Origin of the sequence: Bacillus sp. EE-W1, from assembly GCF_009760835.1 — a bacterium.
Lineage (GTDB): Bacteria > Bacillota > Bacilli > Bacillales > Bacillaceae_G > Bacillus_A > Bacillus_A wiedmannii.
Map to the genome: position 1 here is coordinate 44,841 of NZ_WIPE01000030.1, position 19,877 is coordinate 64,717.

Genomic DNA, 19,877 nt, shown 5'->3' on the forward strand with positions numbered 1-19,877 from the left:
CCTTGAGAAAAACAAAGGCGGTAAAGGTATCTTACTTGCAGGTGTTCCAGGGGTTAAACGTGGTAAAGTAACAATCATCGGTGGTGGACAAGCTGGTACAAATGCTGCTAAAATTGCAGTTGGACTAGGTGCGGATGTAACAATCATCGACTTAAGTGCAGAACGTCTTCGTCAATTAGATGACATTTTCGGAAACCAAGTAAAAACTTTAATGTCTAATCCTTACAATATTGCAGAAGCTGTAAAAGAGTCTGATCTTGTAATCGGTGCAGTATTAATCCCAGGTGCAAAAGCGCCAAAACTTGTAACAGAAGAAATGATTCAATCAATGGAACCAGGTTCTGTCGTTGTAGATATCGCGATTGACCAAGGTGGTATTTTCGAAACAACTGACCGTATTACAACTCATGATAACCCAACTTACGAAAAACACGGCGTTGTTCATTATGCAGTTGCAAACATGCCAGGTGCGGTTCCACGTACATCAACTCTTGCATTAACAAACGTAACAGTACCATATGCAGTACAAATTGCTAACAAAGGCTACAAAGAAGCTTGCCTAGGGAACGCTGCATTACTAAAAGGTATTAACACATTAGACGGCTATGTAACATTCGAAGCAGTTGCAGAAGCTCACGGTGTAGAGTACAAAGGTGCTAAAGAATTATTAGAAGCAGAAACAGTATCTTGCTAATAGCAGCATTATACAAAACAAAATCGAACAATATATAAAACAACATGAGAAGAGCTAAGAGTGATGATCTCTTAGCTCTTCTTGGCAAAAGGGGGCATACATCGTGGCCAACCTATTTAAAAAGAAATCCGTTACGCAATTGTTAGGGGAAAGTAAAAGTAAAACTTTAACGAAAACGCTAGGGGCATTCGACCTAACAATGCTAGGGATTGGTGCGATAATCGGTACAGGAGTTCTAGTATTAACAGGATTAGTAGCAGCAAGAGATGCTGGTCCAGCAGTTATTTTTTCATTCATGATAGCAGCAATTGTTTGTGGATTCGCAGCATTATGTTATGCAGAAGTTGCATCTACACTTCCTGTTTCAGGTAGTGTGTACACATATTCATATGCAACAATTGGTGAGTTTGTTGCCCATTTAATGGGATGGACATTGTTATCCGTATATGTCGTAACAACTGCTGCAGTAGCTGGCGGATGGACGGGTTATTTCAATAACTTAGTTAGTGGATTAGGACTTGAAATTCCTAAAGCCTTGTTAACGATTCCATCGCAAGGTGGTATGGTGAACTTACCCGCAATTATCGTTACGTTGGTGATAACTTGGTTATTATCACGAGGTACGAAAGAAAGTAAGCGTGTGAATAACATAATGGTATTAATTAAAATTGGTATTGTTGTTTTATTCATTGCAGTTGGTGTATTCTACGTGAAACCAGAAAACTGGATACCATTTGCACCGTACGGCATAAGTGGAGTTTTCGCCGGAGGAGCAGCAGTATTCTTTGCTTTCTTAGGATTTGATGCATTAGCAACTTCTGCTGAAGAAGTAAAAAATCCGCAACGTGATCTACCGATTGGTATTATTGCTTCGTTAGTTATTTGTACAATCATTTATGTTGTAGTTTGTCTCGTTATGACAGGTATGGTTTCTTATAAGGAATTAGATGTACCTGAAGCTATGGCATATGTGTTAGAAGTTGTAGGACAAGATAAAGTGGCTGGTGTAATTGCTATTGGAGCTGTAATCGGAATTATGGCTGTAATTTTCGCTTACATTTATGCAACAACTCGTGTATTCTTCGCAATGAGCCGTGACGGTTTATTGCCAAAATCTTTCGCGAAAATTAACAAGAAGACTGAAGCTCCAACATTTTCAGTTTGGTTAACAGGAATTGGTAGTGCTTTAATTGCTGGATTTATCGATTTAAAAGAATTGTCGAATTTAGCGAATATTGGAGCATTATTAACATTCGCCATGGTTGGTGTAACTGTTATCATTCTTCGTAAAACGCATCCGAAATTACAACGTGGATTTATGGTACCACTTGTACCGATCTTACCGATTATTTCAGTTGCATGTTGTCTATTCTTAATGGTAAATTTACCATTAAAAACATGGATATACTTCGGTGTTTGGTTAGCAATCGGAGTAGTTGTATACTTTGTTTATTCGAAAAAACATAGTCATTTAAAAGACGATGGAAGTTCGCAGGATAATTTAGAACAAGCTAATTAAAAGGGATATAAGTATAGTAAGCCTTGTGCGTCTAGGGAGCGCGCAAGGCTTTTTTCTTTTGTGCAAAATGTACATCCTTTTTTGTATGAGAATGTAATGGATGTGGAAAATATGTGTAAGCCTTATTAAAATATGAACAAAATGTTCGGAAAAATATATGAGATTTCATTGACACATATGAATGGACGCTCATATAATAAGAGTATAAGATATATGAATGATTGTTCATATGTTCAAATGAAGAGGTGAGCTATAATGGCTGGAAATAAAGTAGAAACACCACAAGAGACATGTTCTCAAACGATAATTCATGAAGAAGTTGTTGATCAAGTAAAACAAACAATTCCAACTGACGAAAGTTTAAGTAAAGTAGCAGAACTATTTAAAGTATTAGGTGATCGTACACGTACGAGAATATTACATGCGTTATTTGAAGCAGAAATGTGTGTGTGTGATTTAGCGTATTTATTAGGAATGACACAATCATCTATTTCACATCAGCTTCGTGTGTTAAAGCAAGCGAAACTTGTAAAGAATCGTAAAGAAGGAAAGGTCGTTTATTATTCGTTAGCTGACCAGCACGTAATTCATATCTTCGAGCAAGCGTTTGAACACGTAAACGAGGAAGAATAAAAAGAACGCGAGGAGGGAGAACGATGGCTGAAGCATTAGTGAAAAAGAAACTGGTGTTAGAAGGTTTAGATTGTGCGAACTGTGCAATGAAAATTGAAAAAGGCGTTGGGAATATAGAAGGAGTAAATTCTTGCTCTGTAAATTTCGCGACAAAAACAATGGTTTTAGAAACAGCACAAAATAAAGAAAGCGAAGTTGTTACAGAAGCAAAACAACTCGTTACAAAATTAGAACCGCACATTAAAGTACAAGAAGAAAATAACATAAAAGTAGCGAAAGAAGTATTTATATTAGAAGGTTTAGATTGCGCAAACTGTGCGATGAAGATTGAAAATAAAGTGAAAGAAATGTCCACTGTTTCAGCAGCAACTGTTGATTTCGTATCAAAGAAATTAAGAGTTGAAGTAGCGAATAAAAGAGAATTAGAAGCGACTATAGCAAATATAACAAATGTCGTTCAAAAGTTAGAACCAGATGTAAAAGTTGTTCGTGAAGAAAAAGGTGGTCATGACCACGGACATAGTCACGACCATGGTGAAGCAAATGTGAAAAAGATGGTAGGACGATTAGTGGTCGGCGGAATTTTGACAGCAATTGCTGCATTAGCTGGCTTACCACAAATGATAACAATTCCGTTATTCGTCCTTGCGTATTTATTAATAGGCGGAGATATCGTTTGGAGAGCGGTAAGAAACATAACTCGCGGCCAAGTGTTCGATGAGAACTTCTTAATGGCAATTGCAACACTAGGAGCTTTTGCGATTCAACAATATTCAGAAGCTGTTGCGGTAATGCTATTCTATCAAGTAGGGGAACTATTCCAAAGTATTGCGGTTAATCGCTCCCGAAAGTCAATTACTTCATTAATGGATATCCGTCCTGATTATGCGAATGTGAAGGTTGGAAATGAAACGAAACAAGTATCACCAGAAGATGTACAAATCGGCGATTATATTATCGTGAAGCCTGGTGAGAAAGTACCATTAGACGGAAAAGTAGTTGAAGGAACATCAATGGTAGATACTTCAGCATTGACTGGTGAATCTGTACCACGTGAAGTCGAAGTTGGAAATGATGTATTAAGTGGTTTTGTGAACCAAAATGGCGTATTAACAATTGAAGTTACAAAAGAATTTGGTGAATCAACTGTATCAAAAATTTTAGATTTAGTTCAAAATGCAAGCAGCAAAAAAGCGCCAACAGAAAACTTTATTACGAAGTTCGCGCGTTACTACACTCCGGTTGTAGTTATTACAGCAGCGATCATGGCGTTTATTCCACCACTTATTTTAGAAGGAGCTACATTCTCAGAATGGATTTATAGAGCTTTAGTGTTCTTAGTAATCTCTTGTCCATGTGCGTTAGTTGTATCTATTCCTCTTGGATTCTTTGGAGGAATTGGTGGTGCATCTAAAAGTGGTGTGTTAATAAAAGGAAGTAACTATTTAGAAGCTTTAAATGATGTGAAATATATTGTTTTTGATAAAACAGGAACATTAACAAAAGGTGTCTTCAAAGTTACAAAAATGGAACCAAGCGAAGGTATTACAAATGAAGAATTATTAGAGTATGCAACATTTGCTGAAGTGTATTCTAATCATCCAATTGCACAATCTATTCGAAAGGCATACGGAAAATCAATTGATGAAAAAATAATTGATGAGTATAGCGAAATTTCTGGTCACGGTACAGTCGTAAAAGTACAAGGAAAAGAAATTTTTGCAGGTAATGCTAAATTAATGAAAAAAGAAAACATTACATTTAAGCAACCAGAAACGGTAGGTACATTAGTTCACGTTGCTGTAGATGGGGAATATGCAGGTTATATCGTTATCTCTGATGAGGTAAAAGAAGATTCAAAACAAGCAATTCAAAAATTAAAAGAACTAGGTATTAAGAAGACAGTCATGTTAACGGGTGATGCAAAATCCGTTGGTGAAGCTGTTGGTAAAGAATTAGGTTTAGATGAAGTTCACGCAGAACTATTACCGCAACAAAAAGTCGAAGAGATTGAAAAAATTGATGCGGCGAAGAACGGAAAAGAAAAAGTTGCTTTCGTTGGTGATGGTATTAATGACACACCGGTATTAGCAAGAGCAGATGTTGGTATTGCGATGGGTGGTTTAGGATCAGATGCAGCGATTGAGGCGGCAGACATTGTTATTATGACTGATGAGCCTTCAAAAATTGCAACAGCCTTAAATATTGCAAAACGCACACGACGCATTGTATGGCAGAATATCATCTTTGCATTAGGGGTAAAAGGATTAGTTTTATTACTGGGTGCTTTTGGTATTGCAACAATGTGGGAAGCTGTCTTCTCAGATGTTGGTGTGACACTACTTGCAGTGTTAAATGCAATGCGTGTACTACGAGTGAAAGATTTATAAAAAAGAGGACGCAACCTGCGTCCTCTTTTTTAGGTTATTTTGTTGAAATTGACTCAATAAAATAATAACAAATATTATTTTGTAAATAAATAACGTAATATTAAAATTTACAAATAAAAAATATTTGTCGTATTATTTTAATATATTTTCCACAAAGATACATATCGTATTGAAAAAACAGAGAAGGAAAAGCTTCTCTGTTTTATTTTTGTATATTTTTTTCAACTTGTTCTCGAACAGTTTGAATGTAATTCATTTTATGATCCCAACATTCTTGACTTAAATCGACAGGGTACTCTTCGGGATTTAAAGTTCGCATATATTCTTCCCAAAATAGTGCGAGACTCTGTTCATTATATTTTTGAATATCTAATATACCTGGTAGTTCATATGTTCTTTCGCCGTTAATGAAAATGTCTTTATGCAGTTCGCGTGCTTCAAAGTTTGTTACAAATTTACTTATATACGTGTGAACAGGATGAAACATTTTTAAACGTTCTTCTTTTCCTGGCTCTTCAGAATCTAATGCAATATAATCGCCTTCTGCATGATCGTTAACTCGATTGATAATGCGATAAATTCGTTTCAGTCCTGGAGTGGTAATTTTTTCAGGGTTAGATGAAATTTTAATTGTATCATTTAACTTTCCATCAGTATCTTCAATCGCAACTAGTTTATAGACAGCCCCTAACGCTGGTTGTTCAAAGGACGTAATTAATTTTGTTCCAACGCCCCATACATCAATTTTTGCGCCTTGAGATTTCAAATGCATAATTGTGTATTCATCTAAATCGCTAGAAGCAATAATTTTTGTATTTGTAAACCCAGCTTCATCTAGTAGTTTTCTTGCCTTTTTAGATAAATAAGCCATATCACCACTATCAAGGCGAATGCCGTAAAAATCGATACGATCTCCAAACTCCTTCGCGACGCGAATTGCATTTGGAACACCTGATTTTAAAGTGTCGTATGTATCAACGAGAAAGACACATTTTTTATGAGTTTCAGCGTATTTCTTAAACGCGACATATTCATCACGATACGCTTGAACGAAAGAGTGAGCGTGTGTGCCTGCTACAGGTATTCCGAAGCGTTTCCCAGCTCGTACGTTACTCGTAGATGAGAAACCACCAATAAAGGCAGCACGTGTGCCCCAAAGAGCTGCATCAAACTCGTGGGCACGTCTTGTACCAAATTCTAAAAGTTCATCATTATTTGCAGCGTGCTTCATACGAGCAGCTTTTGTTGCAATTAATGTTTGGTAATTCACAATGTTTAACAGGGCAGTTTCAATAATTTGTGCTTCACCGAGCGGTGCATCAACACGTAATAGAGGCTCGTTATTAAATACAACTTCACCTTCTTGCATACTTCGAACGGTCCCAGTGAATTTCATATTTTGTAAATAATGAAGGAATTCTTCTTCAAATTGTAATTCTGCTAAATAAGCGATATCACTTTCGGTAAAGCTGAAGTTTTCTATGTACTCTACAATCTTTTCAAGGCCAGCAAAAACAGCATAACCGTTCTCGAATGGAAGCTTTCGAAAGTATAAATCAAACACCGAGCGGCGATTATGAATACCATCTTTCCAATATGTATAAGCCATATTAATTTGATATAAATCTGTATGTAAGGCATAGCTATCGTCTTTATAATAAGTCATCGCGAAAACACCTCCATAATTTGGTTATAGTATACCAATTTTTCACCGCTCGTAGCAAAGAATGGATATGAAAGTATAGTCAAGAGGGAAAAAAATGAAATAATGCATATTTTTTAGAAAATTAACATTTATCAATTTATATTTCTCAAGATTTTATGTATTATTAGAGTAATGGGGGTAATGAGAATGGAGGAGGACAATGCAACAAACATTAGAAAAAATAGGCAAACAAGTCTTTTATAAACGGCTACAGCAAAAAATGACACAAGAAGAATTATGTCAGGGCATTTGTTCTGTCTCATACTTAAGTAAAATCGAAAATGGAAAGATCGAGGCATCAGAAGAAATTCTACAATTGCTCTGCACAAGGTTAGAAATTGCCGTGACGGATTTGAGAGATGTAGAAGAAGACGTGAAGGGGAAGCTAGATGAATGGTTGAATGCACTAGTTCATTTGGACAAGCCACAAGTAGAACGCATATATGAAGAGTTGCAAGGTGAAATGAAGCATGTTTTGGATTTTGAAATTATAAATTATTATAAACTGCTGTATACGCGTTATTTAATTATGAAACGAGATTTTCTGGCTGTTGAAGAAGAATTAGAGAGATTAAAAAAGATGTACAAAAAATATTCGCCATTTCAGAAATTATTATATACGTATAGTAAAGGTCTATATTATTTTTTACAGCATAAATATAAAACGGCCTTAGATTATTTAGTTCAAACTGAAGTGATGGCGAAAGAACAAGGCTATTATGAAACTGGAATCTATTATAATTTAGCTCTTGTTTATAATGAATTAGAAATAGAACATATGGCTTTACATTTTGCTCATTTAGCTATGGAAGGCTTTAAGAATGAATATAAATTTCGTCATGTGATTAATTGCCAGTTATTGATAGGGTTAAGTTATATACAGAAAAAACAATATAACGAAGCTTTAGGAATTTATAGAAATATTTTAAGAGAGGCTAATTCTTTTGCGGATAAAGATAACATAACAGCGATTGCTCTAAATAACATGGGGTATTTACATTACCATTTAAAGGATTATGCAAAAGCGAAAGAGTATTATTTACAATGTTTACAATACAAGAAGGAAGAAGATTTAGATTACATTGATGCTGTATATGAGATTGCATTGCAATGTATTGAATTGAAGGAATTTGAAGAAGTAAAAGAGTGGATTAATAAAGGGATAGAAGTTGCGAAAAGAGATGAGAAGTATAAAAGTATGTTATATACACTTTTAATACTTCAATATAAATATTTTGAAGAGAAGGGGGTGTATAAAAAGTTTTTAGAAACAGAAGCTTTAACATTTTTTAGGCAAGAGGAAAATAAAAAAGATTTAAAAAAGGTATATTTAGAATTAGCAAAATATCATGAAGAAGTATTAGAATTCCAAGAAAGTAATCGGTATTATAGACTAACTATTAATTTATTAGAAGAAAAGGGAGGAAGATGAATATGAAGAAAATGATTTTTGGTGCACTAGCATTAGTGGCTATATTAGTAGTGTTAGAACCTCAATATGCTTGGACTGGAGATATGTATGGTCAAGCTAAAGAACTAATAGAAGTAATAAATTCTTAATAAAAACCCCTTTCCAACCGGAAAGGGGTTTTTTCAATATTTGTTCCTCAAAATTCTACAAAACTTGAGAAAAAAATTATTTGAATTTTTAGTATATTAATAATGGAAACATAGTGCTACGATAAAACTACTCTTTTTCAAAAAAAAATTTATTAGGGGGAAGATTCATGAAAAAGAAAAGTTTAGCGTTAGTGTTAGCGGCAGGAATGGCAGTTACAACGTTTGGAGGGACAGGCTCTGCGTTTGCAGATTCTAAAAATGTGCTCTCTACGAAGAAGTACAATGAGACAGTACAGTCACCGGAGTTTATTTCTGGTGATCTAACTGGAGCGACTGGTAAGAAAGCGGAATCTGTTGTGTTTGATTACTTAAACGCAGCAAAAGGTGATTATAAGTTAGGGGAAAAGAGTGCGCAAGATTCTTTCAAAGTAAAACAAGTGAAAAAAGATGCTGTAACTGATTCAACAGTAGTACGTATGCAACAAGTATATGAAGGAGTACCTGTATGGGGTTCTACGCAAGTAGCTCATGTAAGTAAAGATGGTTCTTTAAAAGTATTGTCTGGAACAGTTGCACCTGATCTAGACAAAAAAGAAAAATTGAAAAATAAAAATAAGATTGAAGGCGCAAAAGCAATTGAAATTGCGCAACAAGATTTAGGTGTTACACCTAAATATGAGGTAGAACCAAAAGCGGACTTATATGTATATCAAAATGGTGAGGAAACAACATATGCATACGTTGTAAATCTAAACTTCTTAGATCCAAGTCCAGGAAACTACTATTATTTCATTGAAGCAGACAGTGGTAAAGTATTAAATAAATATAATAAACTTGATCATGTAGCAAATGAAGATAAATCGCCAGTTAAGCAAGATGCTCCTAAACAGGAAGCGAAACCGGCTGTAAAACCTGTAACAGGAACAAATGCAGTGGGAACTGGTAAAGGGGTACTAGGAGATACAAAATCACTTAATACAACGTTATCTAGCTCATCTTACTACTTACAAGATAATACGCGCGGAGCAACGATTTTCACATATGATGCAAAAAATCGTACTACATTGCCAGGAACTTTATGGGTAGATGCAGATAATATTTTCAATGCAGCGTATGATGCAGCGGCAGTAGATGCTCATTATTATGCAGGTAAAACATATGATTACTATAAAGCTACATTTAACAGAAACTCTATTAATGATGCAGGAGCACCGTTAAAATCAACAGTTCATTACGGAAGTAAGTATAATAATGCATTCTGGAACGGCTCACAAATGGTATACGGGGATGGTGATGGTGTAACATTCACTTCATTGTCTGGTGGAATTGATGTAATTGGACACGAATTAACGCATGCTGTTACAGAGTATAGCTCAGATTTAATTTATCAAAATGAATCAGGAGCATTAAATGAAGCTATTTCAGATGTTTTTGGTACATTAGTAGAGTATTATGATAACCGTAACCCAGATTGGGAAATTGGTGAAGATATTTATACGCCTGGCAAAGCAGGAGATGCGCTTCGCTCTATGAGTGATCCAACGAAATATGGTGATCCAGACCATTACTCTAAGCGTTACACTGGTACTAGTGACAATGGTGGCGTTCATACGAATAGCGGTATTATTAACAAACAAGCTTATTTATTAGCGAATGGTGGCACGCATTACGGTGTTACTGTGAGTGGTATTGGTAAAGATAAAGTAGGAGCGATTTATTACCGTGCAAACACGCAATATTTCACGCAATCTACTACATTTAGCCAAGCTCGTGCTGGTGCAGTACAAGCTGCAGCTGATTTATATGGTGCGACTTCTGCGGAAGTAGCAGCAGTTAAGCAATCATTTAGTGCTGTTGGTGTAAACTAAGGGTTTAAGAGAGTATTATTAATAAAATACTTCAAAAATAAAGAAGGAGCCTATGCTCCTTCTTTATTTTTTTCTCCATTTTTTCCACAAATAAAACAATCCAACACAACCCGCTATTGTTACAATCCACTTCGCTTCATTCGTTCCATTCATGACATGATAGGCAGAATATACTTCGATTAACAAAGCCGGTATTTTACCTATTGTGCTGGCAATACTGAAAGAGAGTAATGACATTTTGCCTAGAGCGGCAAATAAAGTAACGATACTTGATGGGATGAAAGGTATGAATCGAAACGATAGAACGAGTAGAAAGGCCTCTCTACCTTCTACATAAAGTAGGCGTTCTACCTTTGGATACTTATTTACTTTGTTGTGAGTGAATTTCTGAAGGCCTATACGATAAATATAAAACGAGATAATAGCCCCTAATGCCTCACCTGCGATCGAAATAATGGTTCCGTTTGTTACACCAAAGAGCTGTATGTTAATAGCGGTCAAAAAAATACTAGGGATAAAACCTAAAAGACTGATGATGACGTTAATTAAGATACTAAGTGGAATTGCGATTGAATAATAGTCTGTTAAGAAGTTTTGAATTGTTTCAACCATTGTTTAAAATCCTTTATCTTTTTTTGCATTACACCATATTTCTATTGTGTAGGCAAGTACAAATTTACATAATGTAGAAAACGTTGATAAAACACCATCAATATACCTTATATAGGTATTGGGTATATTGAATCGGGGGTATATTTTATTTTTTAGAAAATCACCAAAAAACTCTGTTTTTAAAGGGAATGTTTAGCTTTTTTAGGGGTGATTTAATCTGGGAAATAATCATAAAAACATAGGGGTATATTTCGGAGAGGGTCCAAAATAGTAGTTTGATGAAACTAGGGTGGTAATATGGCAAAATTGATGATGAATTTTAAAAATGTATATATTTTTTCGTTGTGAAATTGACTTTTAGTGAAGTTACGATAATAATCATGGAAGAGGTGATATTATGAAACGAATAAGTAGTCTTCTCTTGAGTAGTTTATTGGCATTAATGCTGATCTTAAGTGGATGTGCAGGAAAAGAACAAAAAACAGAGAAACAAACAGGGAATCAATCGACATCAGTAGAAAAAATTAGTGATAATATTTTAGATGAAATGGAAGGGCCACCTAAAAATGGTCATACGATTGAAAGACATGTAGGAAAATCAGAAGAGGATTTGAAGAATCGCTTGAAGACAGATAAAGTATCAGCGGCAAGTACATACTATGATAAGGAAACAGCGACGAAAGCTGTAAAAGATAGTTTGAAGCAGCATGATAAGGAAATTCAAGATTGGTTAAAAAATTCTAAAGAGGCTCGTCTCGTATTAAATACAACTCATTCATTCCCAGTTGGAAAAACGGTAATAAAGAAAAATATGAATGTAAAAGACAAGTTAGTAAAAACTGTTACTGTTTTGGCGAGAGATAAGTCAGGAGATTTAGGATATAAGATCATTACTTCTTATCCATCTGATAAATAAGAAGGGGGAGTAAATATGTATACGACATTACAATATTTTCTCAAATCGTATTGTACGTTAAGTATCCATGAGGATGAAATAGTAGGCGTGATGGAAGAGTTTATAGAGCAAGAAGATGAAGAAATTGTTTTGAAATTACGCAATGAATTATTATATATGAAGAAAAAAAACGCTTGGGAAGAGGCGTGTGTATTAGCTGCGAAGCAAGGAAATCGCATGTGGTCTTTAGAAGAAACGAAAGACCATCTTGAAGCTTTTTTACTATTATTGCAAAAGAAAAAGGCGTGAATAGATCACGCCTTTTTTGTTTGCAAATTTGATGGTGTCTCATTGTGTTGGGGCACTTTTATATACGCTTTTTGAAATTTGTCCATTTGATACTACTTCACCGTTTTGTGTTACTTTTTTATACGTAACCGCTGTTATTTTATCACCAGTTCTACTAACTACTTGAGAAGAAACTTCAACATTTTTACCAGTATTTGTACCAAAAATGCGAGTAGTAATACTACCGCCATTTGAAAATGCTTGAATGTAAATATGATTGCCTGTATTGTTTTTAAATTTTAAATCCGGACCATAATCTGCCACTGCTGCATCTTGCCCAAGTGGTAAATAATTTACGGGCATAGAATGATTGCTTCGAGAAACAATTCCTAAATCTGCTCTTAAAGCTGCGCTATATAAAGTGCTACTAACTTGGCAAACGCCTCCGCCTGCACTTTGTATAACTTTACCTTGTGAAAATACTGCTGCGGATTTATAACCATGGGCAGCATCCGTTACACCAACGCGGCCATTAAAACTAAACGTTTCATCAGGTGCGACAATAACTCCACTTAAAGTATTAGCTGACTTATTTACGTTATAGGACTGGTTTCCATTCCGACCAGCCATTGGAGTTGAATATTCAGCAATTACTTCTTTAATCCCCATTTTCTGTATATCTTCTGTAGAACGCTCAGGTTTTAAGAGTGTAACTGGTAATGTAACGTCCGATGAGCCAGAAGTAATGGCCTGCTGCGTTAAATCAGTTAATTTTCCTTTATCAATTTTTTCTCCATTTTGACTTTGACTAATATTTACTGTAGAGCCTTCAACGCTTAATTCTGCATTAACAGGATTTTTTAATGTGTCATTATATTTATCCTTCATAAAGCTTTCATAAGCAGTTGTATTTAATTGAGCTGTTAATTTATAATCACGTTTTAATTCACCGTTTTCGGCCTGCTTCCGCATTTTGTAACGATTCATTGCGTTTCCTTCTTGTTCTTTAAAGATTTTGTCAATAATATCTTTTTCCTTATAATTTATCCCTAAATCTTTCCATGTGTACGTTTGTTTATCATTTTGGAATATGTAGGTAAGAGATTTTTGATCTAATTCAGTTACCTTTTGATTAATAATTGCTTGAATATCTTTTTTATTTTTTCCATCGAGAGAAATACCTTCAAATGTAGTATTTGGTAATGCAGTAGTATCTAATTGATTATTTAGTTTAGATACATATTGATATCCACCAACACCGCCTACACAAAGTAATATGCTCCCAGTAATTGCAGAACCGATCAGTATTTTACTTAGCTTCATTTATTTCCCCCCAGAAATTTTTGTATAAATATATGTATTACATTTTTTGTATAAAAATGATGAAAATAACATTATGTACGTACTAGTATACTATTATTCCCACTATGTGTGTAATGTTTTTATAAAAAATGTTACACTGCTGTAATAATTGTCTTTTTTTGTCACAATATGCACGAGAAATATGTTGAAAATTATAACAAAAAGGCTGTCTAGAAAGATCTAGCAGCCTTTTTATTATAATTTTTTATGTTCATTTTTATTCGTAACACCGAGATGTTCTTGTAGTGTTGTCGAAATATTATTGACGCTTTTTTCATTTGGAACGTAATAATAAATACCACCTATATATTTATCAGTACCTTCTACTTGCATTTTGTCCATTTTTAAATTGGAATCCATTGAATTTTTGGCAATTGTCATCATATCATCAAAAGTTAAATTTGTTTTTAAGTCTTTATCGACAGCGTCTAATAGGCCACCGATTTTATTAATAGAATTAAGGGAAAGTGCTTTTGCAGCAATAGCTTCTAAAACAAGCTGTTGTCGTTGACCGCGCATATAATCACTATCGATATGACGAGTTCTAGCTAGTGCTAATGCCTCTTCTCCATTTAAATGTTGACGTCCTTTTTTGAGGTGAATTGCATCTGCTTCGTCTTTACTATTTTGTTCTGTAAACTCAACCGGAACATCGACAGTAATACCACCAAGAGAATCGACAATCTTGATAAATGATTTAAAGTTGAATTTTACATAGTAATCAACTGGAACATCTAAAAAGTTCTCTACTGTATCAATTGTGCTGTCCACACCACCGAATACGTGCGCATGTGTAATTTTATCGTATTTATCACGAGATTTAATGTAGACACGTGAGTCACGTGGAATACTCACAAGTTTAACAGATTTATCGTTTTTATTAATTGTTGCAAGTAATAGCGCATCCGTACGAGTTGCTTTTCCATAACTCTTGTCCCTAATATCACTTTCATCAACACCCATAATAAGTACGGAAATGTTGTCAGTCATAGGTTTCACAGCTTTTTCACGTTTGCTGGATTTATCCCCGCGGCCCAGTTCAGAATAGGCATTACTTAATACAGACTTTGCTTTACTGTATATATGGAAGGAGTAACCTCCTGCTCCAAGTGCTATAATCAGTAATGGAATAAGAAGGAACCAGAGTAGGCGTTTTTTCTTTGAGTTTCCTTTTTTGGCTCGGGTGTCTTTGTTCATATCGGATTTCATCATTTTTCTCCTTTAAAACTATCAAAGTGTATACATCTAGAAGCGCATTCAAACACATAAAAAATATTGTACGCTAAATAAAAGCGATTGTACATGTATAAAAAATAGATGTCTTGATTATTTATCCCGTATTAACGGGCAGTAAAACTCCCACCTCAAAGTCCAGTGAATACAATGAAGTTAGGTGGGAGATAACTGCCCGTAAATACCCGATTGGTGAAGGCTAATAATCAGAGTGGGGATAGCCCCACTCTGATTAAAGTTTCACTTTATAAGACATCTATTCGTTATTGTATACAAAAGATAGGGATAAGAAAATGATAAAATTTTACCTAATTACAACATAATGCTTACGATAATTGCAGATAAAATGCTAACGAGAGTAGCTCCATATAGTAATTTAAGGCCAAATCTGGCAACGACGTTTCCTTGTTCTTCGTTTAACCCTTTTACTGCACCTGAAATAATGCCGATAGAAGAAAAATTGGCAAAAGAAACGAGAAAAACAGAAATAATCCCCACTGTACGGGGAGAAAGGCTATTAGAAAGTTTACTAAGGTTCATCATTGCTACAAATTCATTCGTTACAAGCTTCGTTGCCATAATGCTACCAGCTGTGACAATTTCAGAACTTGGTACACCGATAAGGAATGCAACAGGCGCAAATACGTAGCCGATTAATTGCTGGAAAGTAATGCCGAATATAATGAGGAATAGGTCATTAATGCAGCTAATTAATGCGACGAATCCGATGAGCATAGCGCCGACAACGATGGCTACGCGAAAGCCATCTAGAATGTATTCTCCAAGCATTTCAAAAAAACTTTGCTTTTCGCCTTTAATTTCTAAAATATCTTCGTCATCTTTAACGTCGTAAGGATTGATGATGAGTACGATAATAAAACCACTAAATAAATTGAGAACGAGTGCGGTTACTACATATTTAGGCTCGATCATTGTCATATAGGCACCTACGATAGACATAGATACTGTTGACATGGCAGAAGCACAAAGTGTATAAAGACGGTGTTTTGGAATTTGAGCTAATTGCTTTTTAACTGTAATAAAAACTTCTGATTGGCCGACAATGGCAGAGGCGATAGCGTTGTAAGATTCTAATTTCCCAAGACCATTTATTTTGCTAAGGAAGTAACCGATCCAATGAATAAAAAATGGTAGTATTTTGAAATGTTGTAGTATACCAATTAAGACGGAAATGAAGACAATTGGTAATAATACAGTAAGGAAAAATGACATTTCACCTTTATTGGCAAGACCGCCAAATACAAAGTTTATACCATCAGCAGCATACTCGAGTAGCTTTGTAAACAGACTGGAAATGACCCGAATAAGTATGAGGCCGATTTCTGTATTTAATAATAAATAGGTTAAAATCAACTGTATAATAAGCATGATGAAAATTGGTTTAAATTTAATATGTTTCTTATTGTTGCTAGCAATATAAGCAAGGAAGAAAACAACGATAAGTCCCACGAAAAAAGTAATAAATTTCATAGTAAGCCCCCTAAAAGAGATATTCTGCTATATATGTTTTTCATTTCAAGGGAGAATATGCATCTTTGGTAAAGAAAGGAATAGAGAGAGCATGAATATATGTAGAGTGCACCACGTTGCAATTATTTGTTCGAATTATGAACTGTCAAAGGATTTTTATACTCGGATATTAGGTTTAAAAGTGATAAATGAAGTATATAGAAAAGAACGAGATTCTTATAAGTTAGATTTATGTGTAGGGGAAGAGTATCAAATTGAATTATTTTCATTTCCTAGTCCACCTGAGCGCCCCAGTTTTCCAGAAGCAGCTGGACTTAGACATTTAGCATTTGCTGTTACAAATATAGAAGAAGCTGTAAACCATTTAAAACAATGCGGTGTGGAGACTGAAGCGATACGTATGGATGAAATTACGGATAAAAAATTTGTCTTTTTCCAAGATCCTGATGGCTTGCCTTTAGAATTGTATGAGGCTTGAAATTGGTGAATTTTATACAGGGTTGCTTTCAAATAAATGAAGAAACTAAAGTGAAACTTCTTTTTTAAAGGAGGTGTAACTTTAGCTGAGAAAGCTAAAGGACATATGTGGATATTTTAAAATTATTGATGGTAGTTATCCTTATTGCGTTAACAGCATTTTTTGTAGCTGTTGAGTTTGCAATTATTAAGGTACGTAGCAGTCGTATTGATCAACTCGTTAGTGAGAAACGACGAGGAGCATTGGCAGCTAAAAAAGTAACGTCGAATTTAGATGAGTATTTATCAGCATGTCAGTTAGGTATTACAATTACTGCTTTAGGGCTTGGGTGGTTAGGAGAGCCCACTATAAAACATATACTCGAGCCGTTGTTTTTAAAACTACACCTATCTCCTGCAATTGCAAGTACAGTTTCATTTATTATTGCCTTTGCAGTTATTACGTTTTTACATGTTGTCATTGGTGAACTTGCTCCGAAGACGCTCGCTATACAAAGGGCAGAACAAGTTAGCTTATTATTATCGAAGCCGATTATTTACTTTTACCGAGTAATGTATCCGTTTATTTGGGCTTTAAATGGTTCTGCAAGGCTTGTGACAGGGTTATTCGGATTACATCCGGCTTCTGAACATGAAGTTGCTCATTCGGAGGAAGAATTACGATTAATCTTATCCGAGAGTTATGAGAGCGGAGAGATTAATCAAAGGGAATTTAAATATGTAAATAATATTTTTGAATTCGATAATAGAGTCGCAAAGGAAATTATGGTACCTCGTACGGAAGTTGTAGGTTTATATGAGGACGAACCATTTGAAACACATATTAAAATAATCGCACAAGAAAAGTACACGAGATATCCCGTATTTGGTGAAGATAAAGATGAAATTATTGGGATGGTTAATGTAAAGGATTTATTTATTCGTTATATGGATGGTAATCGAGACGAGGGGTGCTCGATTAAGCCATATACAAGACCAGTTATTGAAGTGTTAGAAAATATTCCTATTCATGATTTGCTATTACAAATGCAAAGAAAACGAATTCCATTAGCTGTATTATATGATGAATATGGTGGTACAGCGGGGATTGTTACACTAGAAGATATTTTAGAAGAAATTGTTGGAGAAATCCGAGATGAATACGATGAAGATGAACACCCGCCTATAGAGCATATAAGTGAAGGGTGTAAAATCGTAGAGGGAAAAGTGCTTATTAGTGAAGTAAATGATTTATTTGGCCTACACTTAATCGCTGATGATGTAGATACAATTGGTGGCTGGATTATGGTACAAAAGCAAATCGTTGCTGAAGGAGATATTATTGAAAAACACGGCTTTTCTTTTAAAGTTCTTGAAAAGGATATGCATCAAATTAAACGAGTGGAAATAAAGAAGGTAGAAGAATGATTTTCTATAAATTGTTATCCCGCTATTTGTGGGCAGTAAGACCCCTACTTCAAAATTCAGCGAAAGCGAAGAAGTTAGGTGGGGGATCAAGAAAACCCCCACTGATTAAAGTTTCACTTTATAAAAGATATATAGAAAAATAAATGTTTGCGCTTTCAAAAAAGGTGCTATATAGTGAAGGTGGATACTGAAAAATTCTTCTGAATGATACTCGTTTTTTTAGAGGCGAATTTTTTAGATAAGGATTTAGAATGAAAAGTATAGGTGATGAAAATGATAGCAACGAAGGATATACGTATAGAGAAAGATTTTTTAGGTGAAAAGGAAGTACCGAGTGTAGCTTATTATGGGGTACAAACATTACGTGCTGTAGAAAACTTCCCGATTACAGGATATCGCATTCATCCGTCACTCATTACGGCAATGGCAATTGTGAAAAAAGCGGCGGCACTTGCAAATATGGATACTGGTTACTTAGCTAAAGACATTGGATATGAAATTGCAGAGGCAGCGCAAGAAATTGTTGATGGGAAATTCCATGATCAATTTATCGTGGATCCAATCCAAGGCGGTGCTGGAACTTCTATTAATATGAATACAAATGAAGTAATTGCTAATCGAGCTTTAGAACGTATGGGATGTGAAAAAGGCGAGTATGTGAAAATTAGCCCAAACACGCATGTGAACATGGCTCAATCAACGAATGATGCGTTTCCAACGGGAATTCATATTGCAACTCTTATGATGTTAGAAGAACTTCTTATTACAATGGAAGAACTTCATGCTGCTTTCCGTGCAAAAGCAAAAGAGTTCGACCACGTCATTAAAATGGGACGTACACATTTACAAGATGCTGTTCCGATTCGTCTTGGACAAGAATTTGAAGCGTATAGCCGAGTGCTTGAACGTGATATAAAAAGAATTAAACAGTCTCGCCAACATTTATATGAAGTGAACATGGGGGCGACAGCTGTTGGTACGGGATTAAATGCAAACCCTACGTACATTGAACAAGTGGTTAAACACTTGCGAACATTTAGCGGATTCCCACTTGTTGGTGCAGAGCATTTAGTTGATGCAACGCAAAACACAGATGCATACACAGAAGTATCTGCGGCATTAAAAGTATGTATGATGAATATGTCTAAAATTGCAAATGATCTTCGTATTATGGCATCTGGTCCACGTGTTGGATTGGCGGAAATTCAATTACCAGCTCGCCAACCAGGTTCATCTATTATGCCAGGTAAAGTAAATCCTGTTATGGCAGAAGTAATTAATCAAGTTGCTTTCCAAGTAATTGGTAATGATCATACAATTTGCTTAGCATCAGAAGCAGGACAATTAGAGTTAAACGTAATGGAGCCTGTACTCGTATTTAATTTAATTCAATCTATTAGTATTATGAATAACGGATTCCGTGTATTCCGTGAATATTGTATTAAAGGAATTACAGCAAATGAAGAATTGCTGAAGCAATATGTAGAGAAAAGTGTTGGAATTATTACAGCGGTGAACCCTCATATTGGTTACGAAGTAGCATCTCGTATTGCACGTGAAGCAATTGAAACAGGAAAATCTGTTAGGGAGCTATGTTTAGAACATGGTGTACTGACAGAAGAAGAATTGGATATTATTTTAGATCCATTCGAAATGACGCATCCTGAAATTGCTGGAGCTTCTTTATTAAAGAATAAGAAGATGTAATATGAATAAAACACCGATCCATTTGGATCGGTGTTT

17 protein-coding genes are annotated in these 19,877 nt (G+C 35.1%); 12 read left to right on the plus strand and 5 right to left on the minus strand.

Annotated features, from left to right (window positions below; translation table 11 throughout):
- The 4 genes from GFJ36_RS02520 to GFJ36_RS02535 all read left to right on the plus strand — a co-directional run.
- Positions 1 to 694 (plus strand): alanine dehydrogenase (locus GFJ36_RS02520; protein WP_242015927.1); only part of this gene is annotated, 694 nt, incomplete at its 5' end.
- Between the two features lie 103 nt (positions 695 to 797).
- Positions 798 to 2,213 (plus strand): amino acid permease, encoded by a 1,416-nt coding sequence (locus tag GFJ36_RS02525; RefSeq protein WP_048541647.1) that lies wholly within the window; start codon positions 798 to 800, stop codon positions 2,211 to 2,213.
- A 255-nt stretch (positions 2,214 to 2,468) separates the two neighbouring features.
- The gene (locus tag GFJ36_RS02530) at positions 2,469 to 2,846 is read left to right on the plus strand and encodes an ArsR/SmtB family transcription factor (protein ID WP_000918377.1); all 378 of its coding nucleotides are present in this window, start codon (positions 2,469 to 2,471) and stop codon (positions 2,844 to 2,846) included.
- 23 nt (positions 2,847 to 2,869) lie between these two features.
- Positions 2,870 to 5,236 (plus strand): heavy metal translocating P-type ATPase, encoded by a 2,367-nt coding sequence (locus GFJ36_RS02535; protein ID WP_097890753.1) that lies wholly within the window; start codon positions 2,870 to 2,872, stop codon positions 5,234 to 5,236.
- A gap of 202 nt (positions 5,237 to 5,438) precedes the next feature.
- Here the strand turns inward: GFJ36_RS02535 and GFJ36_RS02540 are convergent, their stop codons facing one another.
- Entirely contained in the window at positions 5,439 to 6,902 is a 1,464-nt protein-coding gene (locus GFJ36_RS02540; RefSeq protein ID WP_048541651.1) for a nicotinate phosphoribosyltransferase, read from the minus strand.
- Positions 6,903 to 7,101: 199 nt separating this feature from the next.
- Between GFJ36_RS02540 and GFJ36_RS02545 the strand changes: the two genes are divergently transcribed.
- The 3 genes from GFJ36_RS02545 to GFJ36_RS02555 all read left to right on the plus strand — a co-directional run bounded on the left by GFJ36_RS02545 (position 7,102) and on the right by GFJ36_RS02555 (position 10,369).
- Positions 7,102 to 8,373, plus strand: coding sequence for a helix-turn-helix domain-containing protein (locus GFJ36_RS02545; protein ID WP_048541653.1), 1,272 nt, complete (start codon positions 7,102 to 7,104; stop codon positions 8,371 to 8,373).
- Positions 8,374 to 8,375: 2 nt separating this feature from the next.
- A complete protein-coding gene (locus tag GFJ36_RS02550; RefSeq protein ID WP_131933998.1) occupies positions 8,376 to 8,501 on the plus strand; it encodes an NprX family peptide pheromone in 126 nt (41 codons plus the stop codon).
- Between the two features lie 167 nt (positions 8,502 to 8,668).
- The gene (locus tag GFJ36_RS02555; protein ID WP_097890755.1) at positions 8,669 to 10,369 is read left to right on the plus strand and encodes a M4 family metallopeptidase; all 1,701 of its coding nucleotides are present in this window, start codon (positions 8,669 to 8,671) and stop codon (positions 10,367 to 10,369) included.
- Positions 10,370 to 10,432: 63 nt separating this feature from the next.
- Here the strand turns inward: GFJ36_RS02555 and GFJ36_RS02560 are convergent, their stop codons facing one another.
- A complete protein-coding gene (locus GFJ36_RS02560; protein WP_097890757.1) occupies positions 10,433 to 10,981 on the minus strand; it encodes a TVP38/TMEM64 family protein in 549 nt (182 codons plus the stop codon).
- Positions 10,982 to 11,378: 397 nt separating this feature from the next.
- On the opposite strand from GFJ36_RS02560, the gene GFJ36_RS02565 reads away from it, so the two are divergent.
- Together GFJ36_RS02565 and GFJ36_RS02570 are read left to right on the plus strand one after the other, a co-directional pair.
- The gene (locus tag GFJ36_RS02565; protein WP_064477118.1) at positions 11,379 to 11,897 is read left to right on the plus strand and encodes an RNase A-like domain-containing lipoprotein; all 519 of its coding nucleotides are present in this window, start codon (positions 11,379 to 11,381) and stop codon (positions 11,895 to 11,897) included.
- 15 nt (positions 11,898 to 11,912) lie between these two features.
- Complete coding sequence (locus tag GFJ36_RS02570) at positions 11,913 to 12,185, plus strand: hypothetical protein (RefSeq protein ID WP_087983406.1); 273 nt, start codon at positions 11,913 to 11,915, stop codon at positions 12,183 to 12,185.
- 39 nt (positions 12,186 to 12,224) lie between these two features.
- Here GFJ36_RS02570 and GFJ36_RS02575 read toward each other — a convergent pair whose 3' ends face one another.
- The 3 genes from GFJ36_RS02575 to GFJ36_RS02585 form a co-directional block, all read right to left on the minus strand.
- Positions 12,225 to 13,487 carry a VanW family protein gene (locus GFJ36_RS02575; RefSeq protein ID WP_000777386.1) on the minus strand — a complete coding sequence of 421 codons (1,263 nt, stop codon included), beginning with the start codon at positions 13,485 to 13,487 and terminating at the stop codon, positions 12,225 to 12,227.
- A 234-nt stretch (positions 13,488 to 13,721) separates the two neighbouring features.
- Positions 13,722 to 14,738: an LCP family protein gene (locus tag GFJ36_RS02580; protein WP_304362970.1), complete on the minus strand. Its 1,017-nt coding sequence runs from the start codon at positions 14,736 to 14,738 to the stop codon at positions 13,722 to 13,724.
- A gap of 333 nt (positions 14,739 to 15,071) precedes the next feature.
- Positions 15,072 to 16,250, minus strand: coding sequence for a NupC/NupG family nucleoside CNT transporter (locus tag GFJ36_RS02585; RefSeq protein WP_087983402.1), 1,179 nt, complete (start codon positions 16,248 to 16,250; stop codon positions 15,072 to 15,074).
- A 91-nt stretch (positions 16,251 to 16,341) separates the two neighbouring features.
- On the opposite strand from GFJ36_RS02585, the gene gloA2 reads away from it, so the two are divergent.
- From gloA2 to aspA, 3 genes are all read left to right on the plus strand, one after another.
- Positions 16,342 to 16,728 (plus strand): SMU1112c/YaeR family gloxylase I-like metalloprotein, encoded by a 387-nt coding sequence (gene gloA2 / locus GFJ36_RS02590; RefSeq protein WP_087983400.1) that lies wholly within the window; start codon positions 16,342 to 16,344, stop codon positions 16,726 to 16,728.
- Between the two features lie 107 nt (positions 16,729 to 16,835).
- On the plus strand, positions 16,836 to 18,134 hold the full coding sequence (locus GFJ36_RS02595) for a hemolysin family protein (RefSeq protein ID WP_046953830.1): 1,299 nt from the start codon (positions 16,836 to 16,838) through the stop codon (positions 18,132 to 18,134).
- 273 nt (positions 18,135 to 18,407) lie between these two features.
- Positions 18,408 to 19,841 (plus strand): aspartate ammonia-lyase, encoded by a 1,434-nt coding sequence (gene aspA / locus GFJ36_RS02600; protein ID WP_098230349.1) that lies wholly within the window; start codon positions 18,408 to 18,410, stop codon positions 19,839 to 19,841.
- Positions 19,842 to 19,877: the final 36 nt, after the last annotated feature.

What these genes read in the sequence shown, in the direction of transcription:
- GFJ36_RS02585 (WP_087983402.1), bottom strand. Translation starts at nt 16,250, where the DNA reads ATGAAATTTATTACTTTTTTCGTGGGACTTATCGTTGTTTTCTTCCTT.
- GFJ36_RS02575 (WP_000777386.1), bottom strand. Translation starts at nt 13,487, where the DNA reads ATGAAGCTAAGTAAAATACTGATCGGTTCTGCAATTACTGGGAGCATA.
- GFJ36_RS02540 (WP_048541651.1), bottom strand. Translation starts at nt 6,902, where the DNA reads ATGACTTATTATAAAGACGATAGCTATGCCTTACATACAGATTTATAT.
- GFJ36_RS02580 (WP_304362970.1), bottom strand. Translation starts at nt 14,738, where the DNA reads ATGATGAAATCCGATATGAACAAAGACACCCGAGCCAAAAAAGGAAAC.
- GFJ36_RS02570 (WP_087983406.1), top strand. Translation starts at nt 11,913, where the DNA reads ATGTATACGACATTACAATATTTTCTCAAATCGTATTGTACGTTAAGT.
- GFJ36_RS02545 (WP_048541653.1), top strand. Translation starts at nt 7,102, where the DNA reads ATGCAACAAACATTAGAAAAAATAGGCAAACAAGTCTTTTATAAACGG.
- GFJ36_RS02560 (WP_097890757.1), bottom strand. Translation starts at nt 10,981, where the DNA reads ATGGTTGAAACAATTCAAAACTTCTTAACAGACTATTATTCAATCGCA.
- GFJ36_RS02555 (WP_097890755.1), top strand. Translation starts at nt 8,669, where the DNA reads ATGAAAAAGAAAAGTTTAGCGTTAGTGTTAGCGGCAGGAATGGCAGTT.
- GFJ36_RS02530 (WP_000918377.1), top strand. Translation starts at nt 2,469, where the DNA reads ATGGCTGGAAATAAAGTAGAAACACCACAAGAGACATGTTCTCAAACG.
- GFJ36_RS02550 (WP_131933998.1), top strand. Translation starts at nt 8,376, where the DNA reads ATGAAGAAAATGATTTTTGGTGCACTAGCATTAGTGGCTATATTAGTA.
- GFJ36_RS02565 (WP_064477118.1), top strand. Translation starts at nt 11,379, where the DNA reads ATGAAACGAATAAGTAGTCTTCTCTTGAGTAGTTTATTGGCATTAATG.
- aspA (WP_098230349.1), top strand. Translation starts at nt 18,408, where the DNA reads ATGATAGCAACGAAGGATATACGTATAGAGAAAGATTTTTTAGGTGAA.
- GFJ36_RS02535 (WP_097890753.1), top strand. Translation starts at nt 2,870, where the DNA reads ATGGCTGAAGCATTAGTGAAAAAGAAACTGGTGTTAGAAGGTTTAGAT.
- gloA2 (WP_087983400.1), top strand. Translation starts at nt 16,342, where the DNA reads ATGAATATATGTAGAGTGCACCACGTTGCAATTATTTGTTCGAATTAT.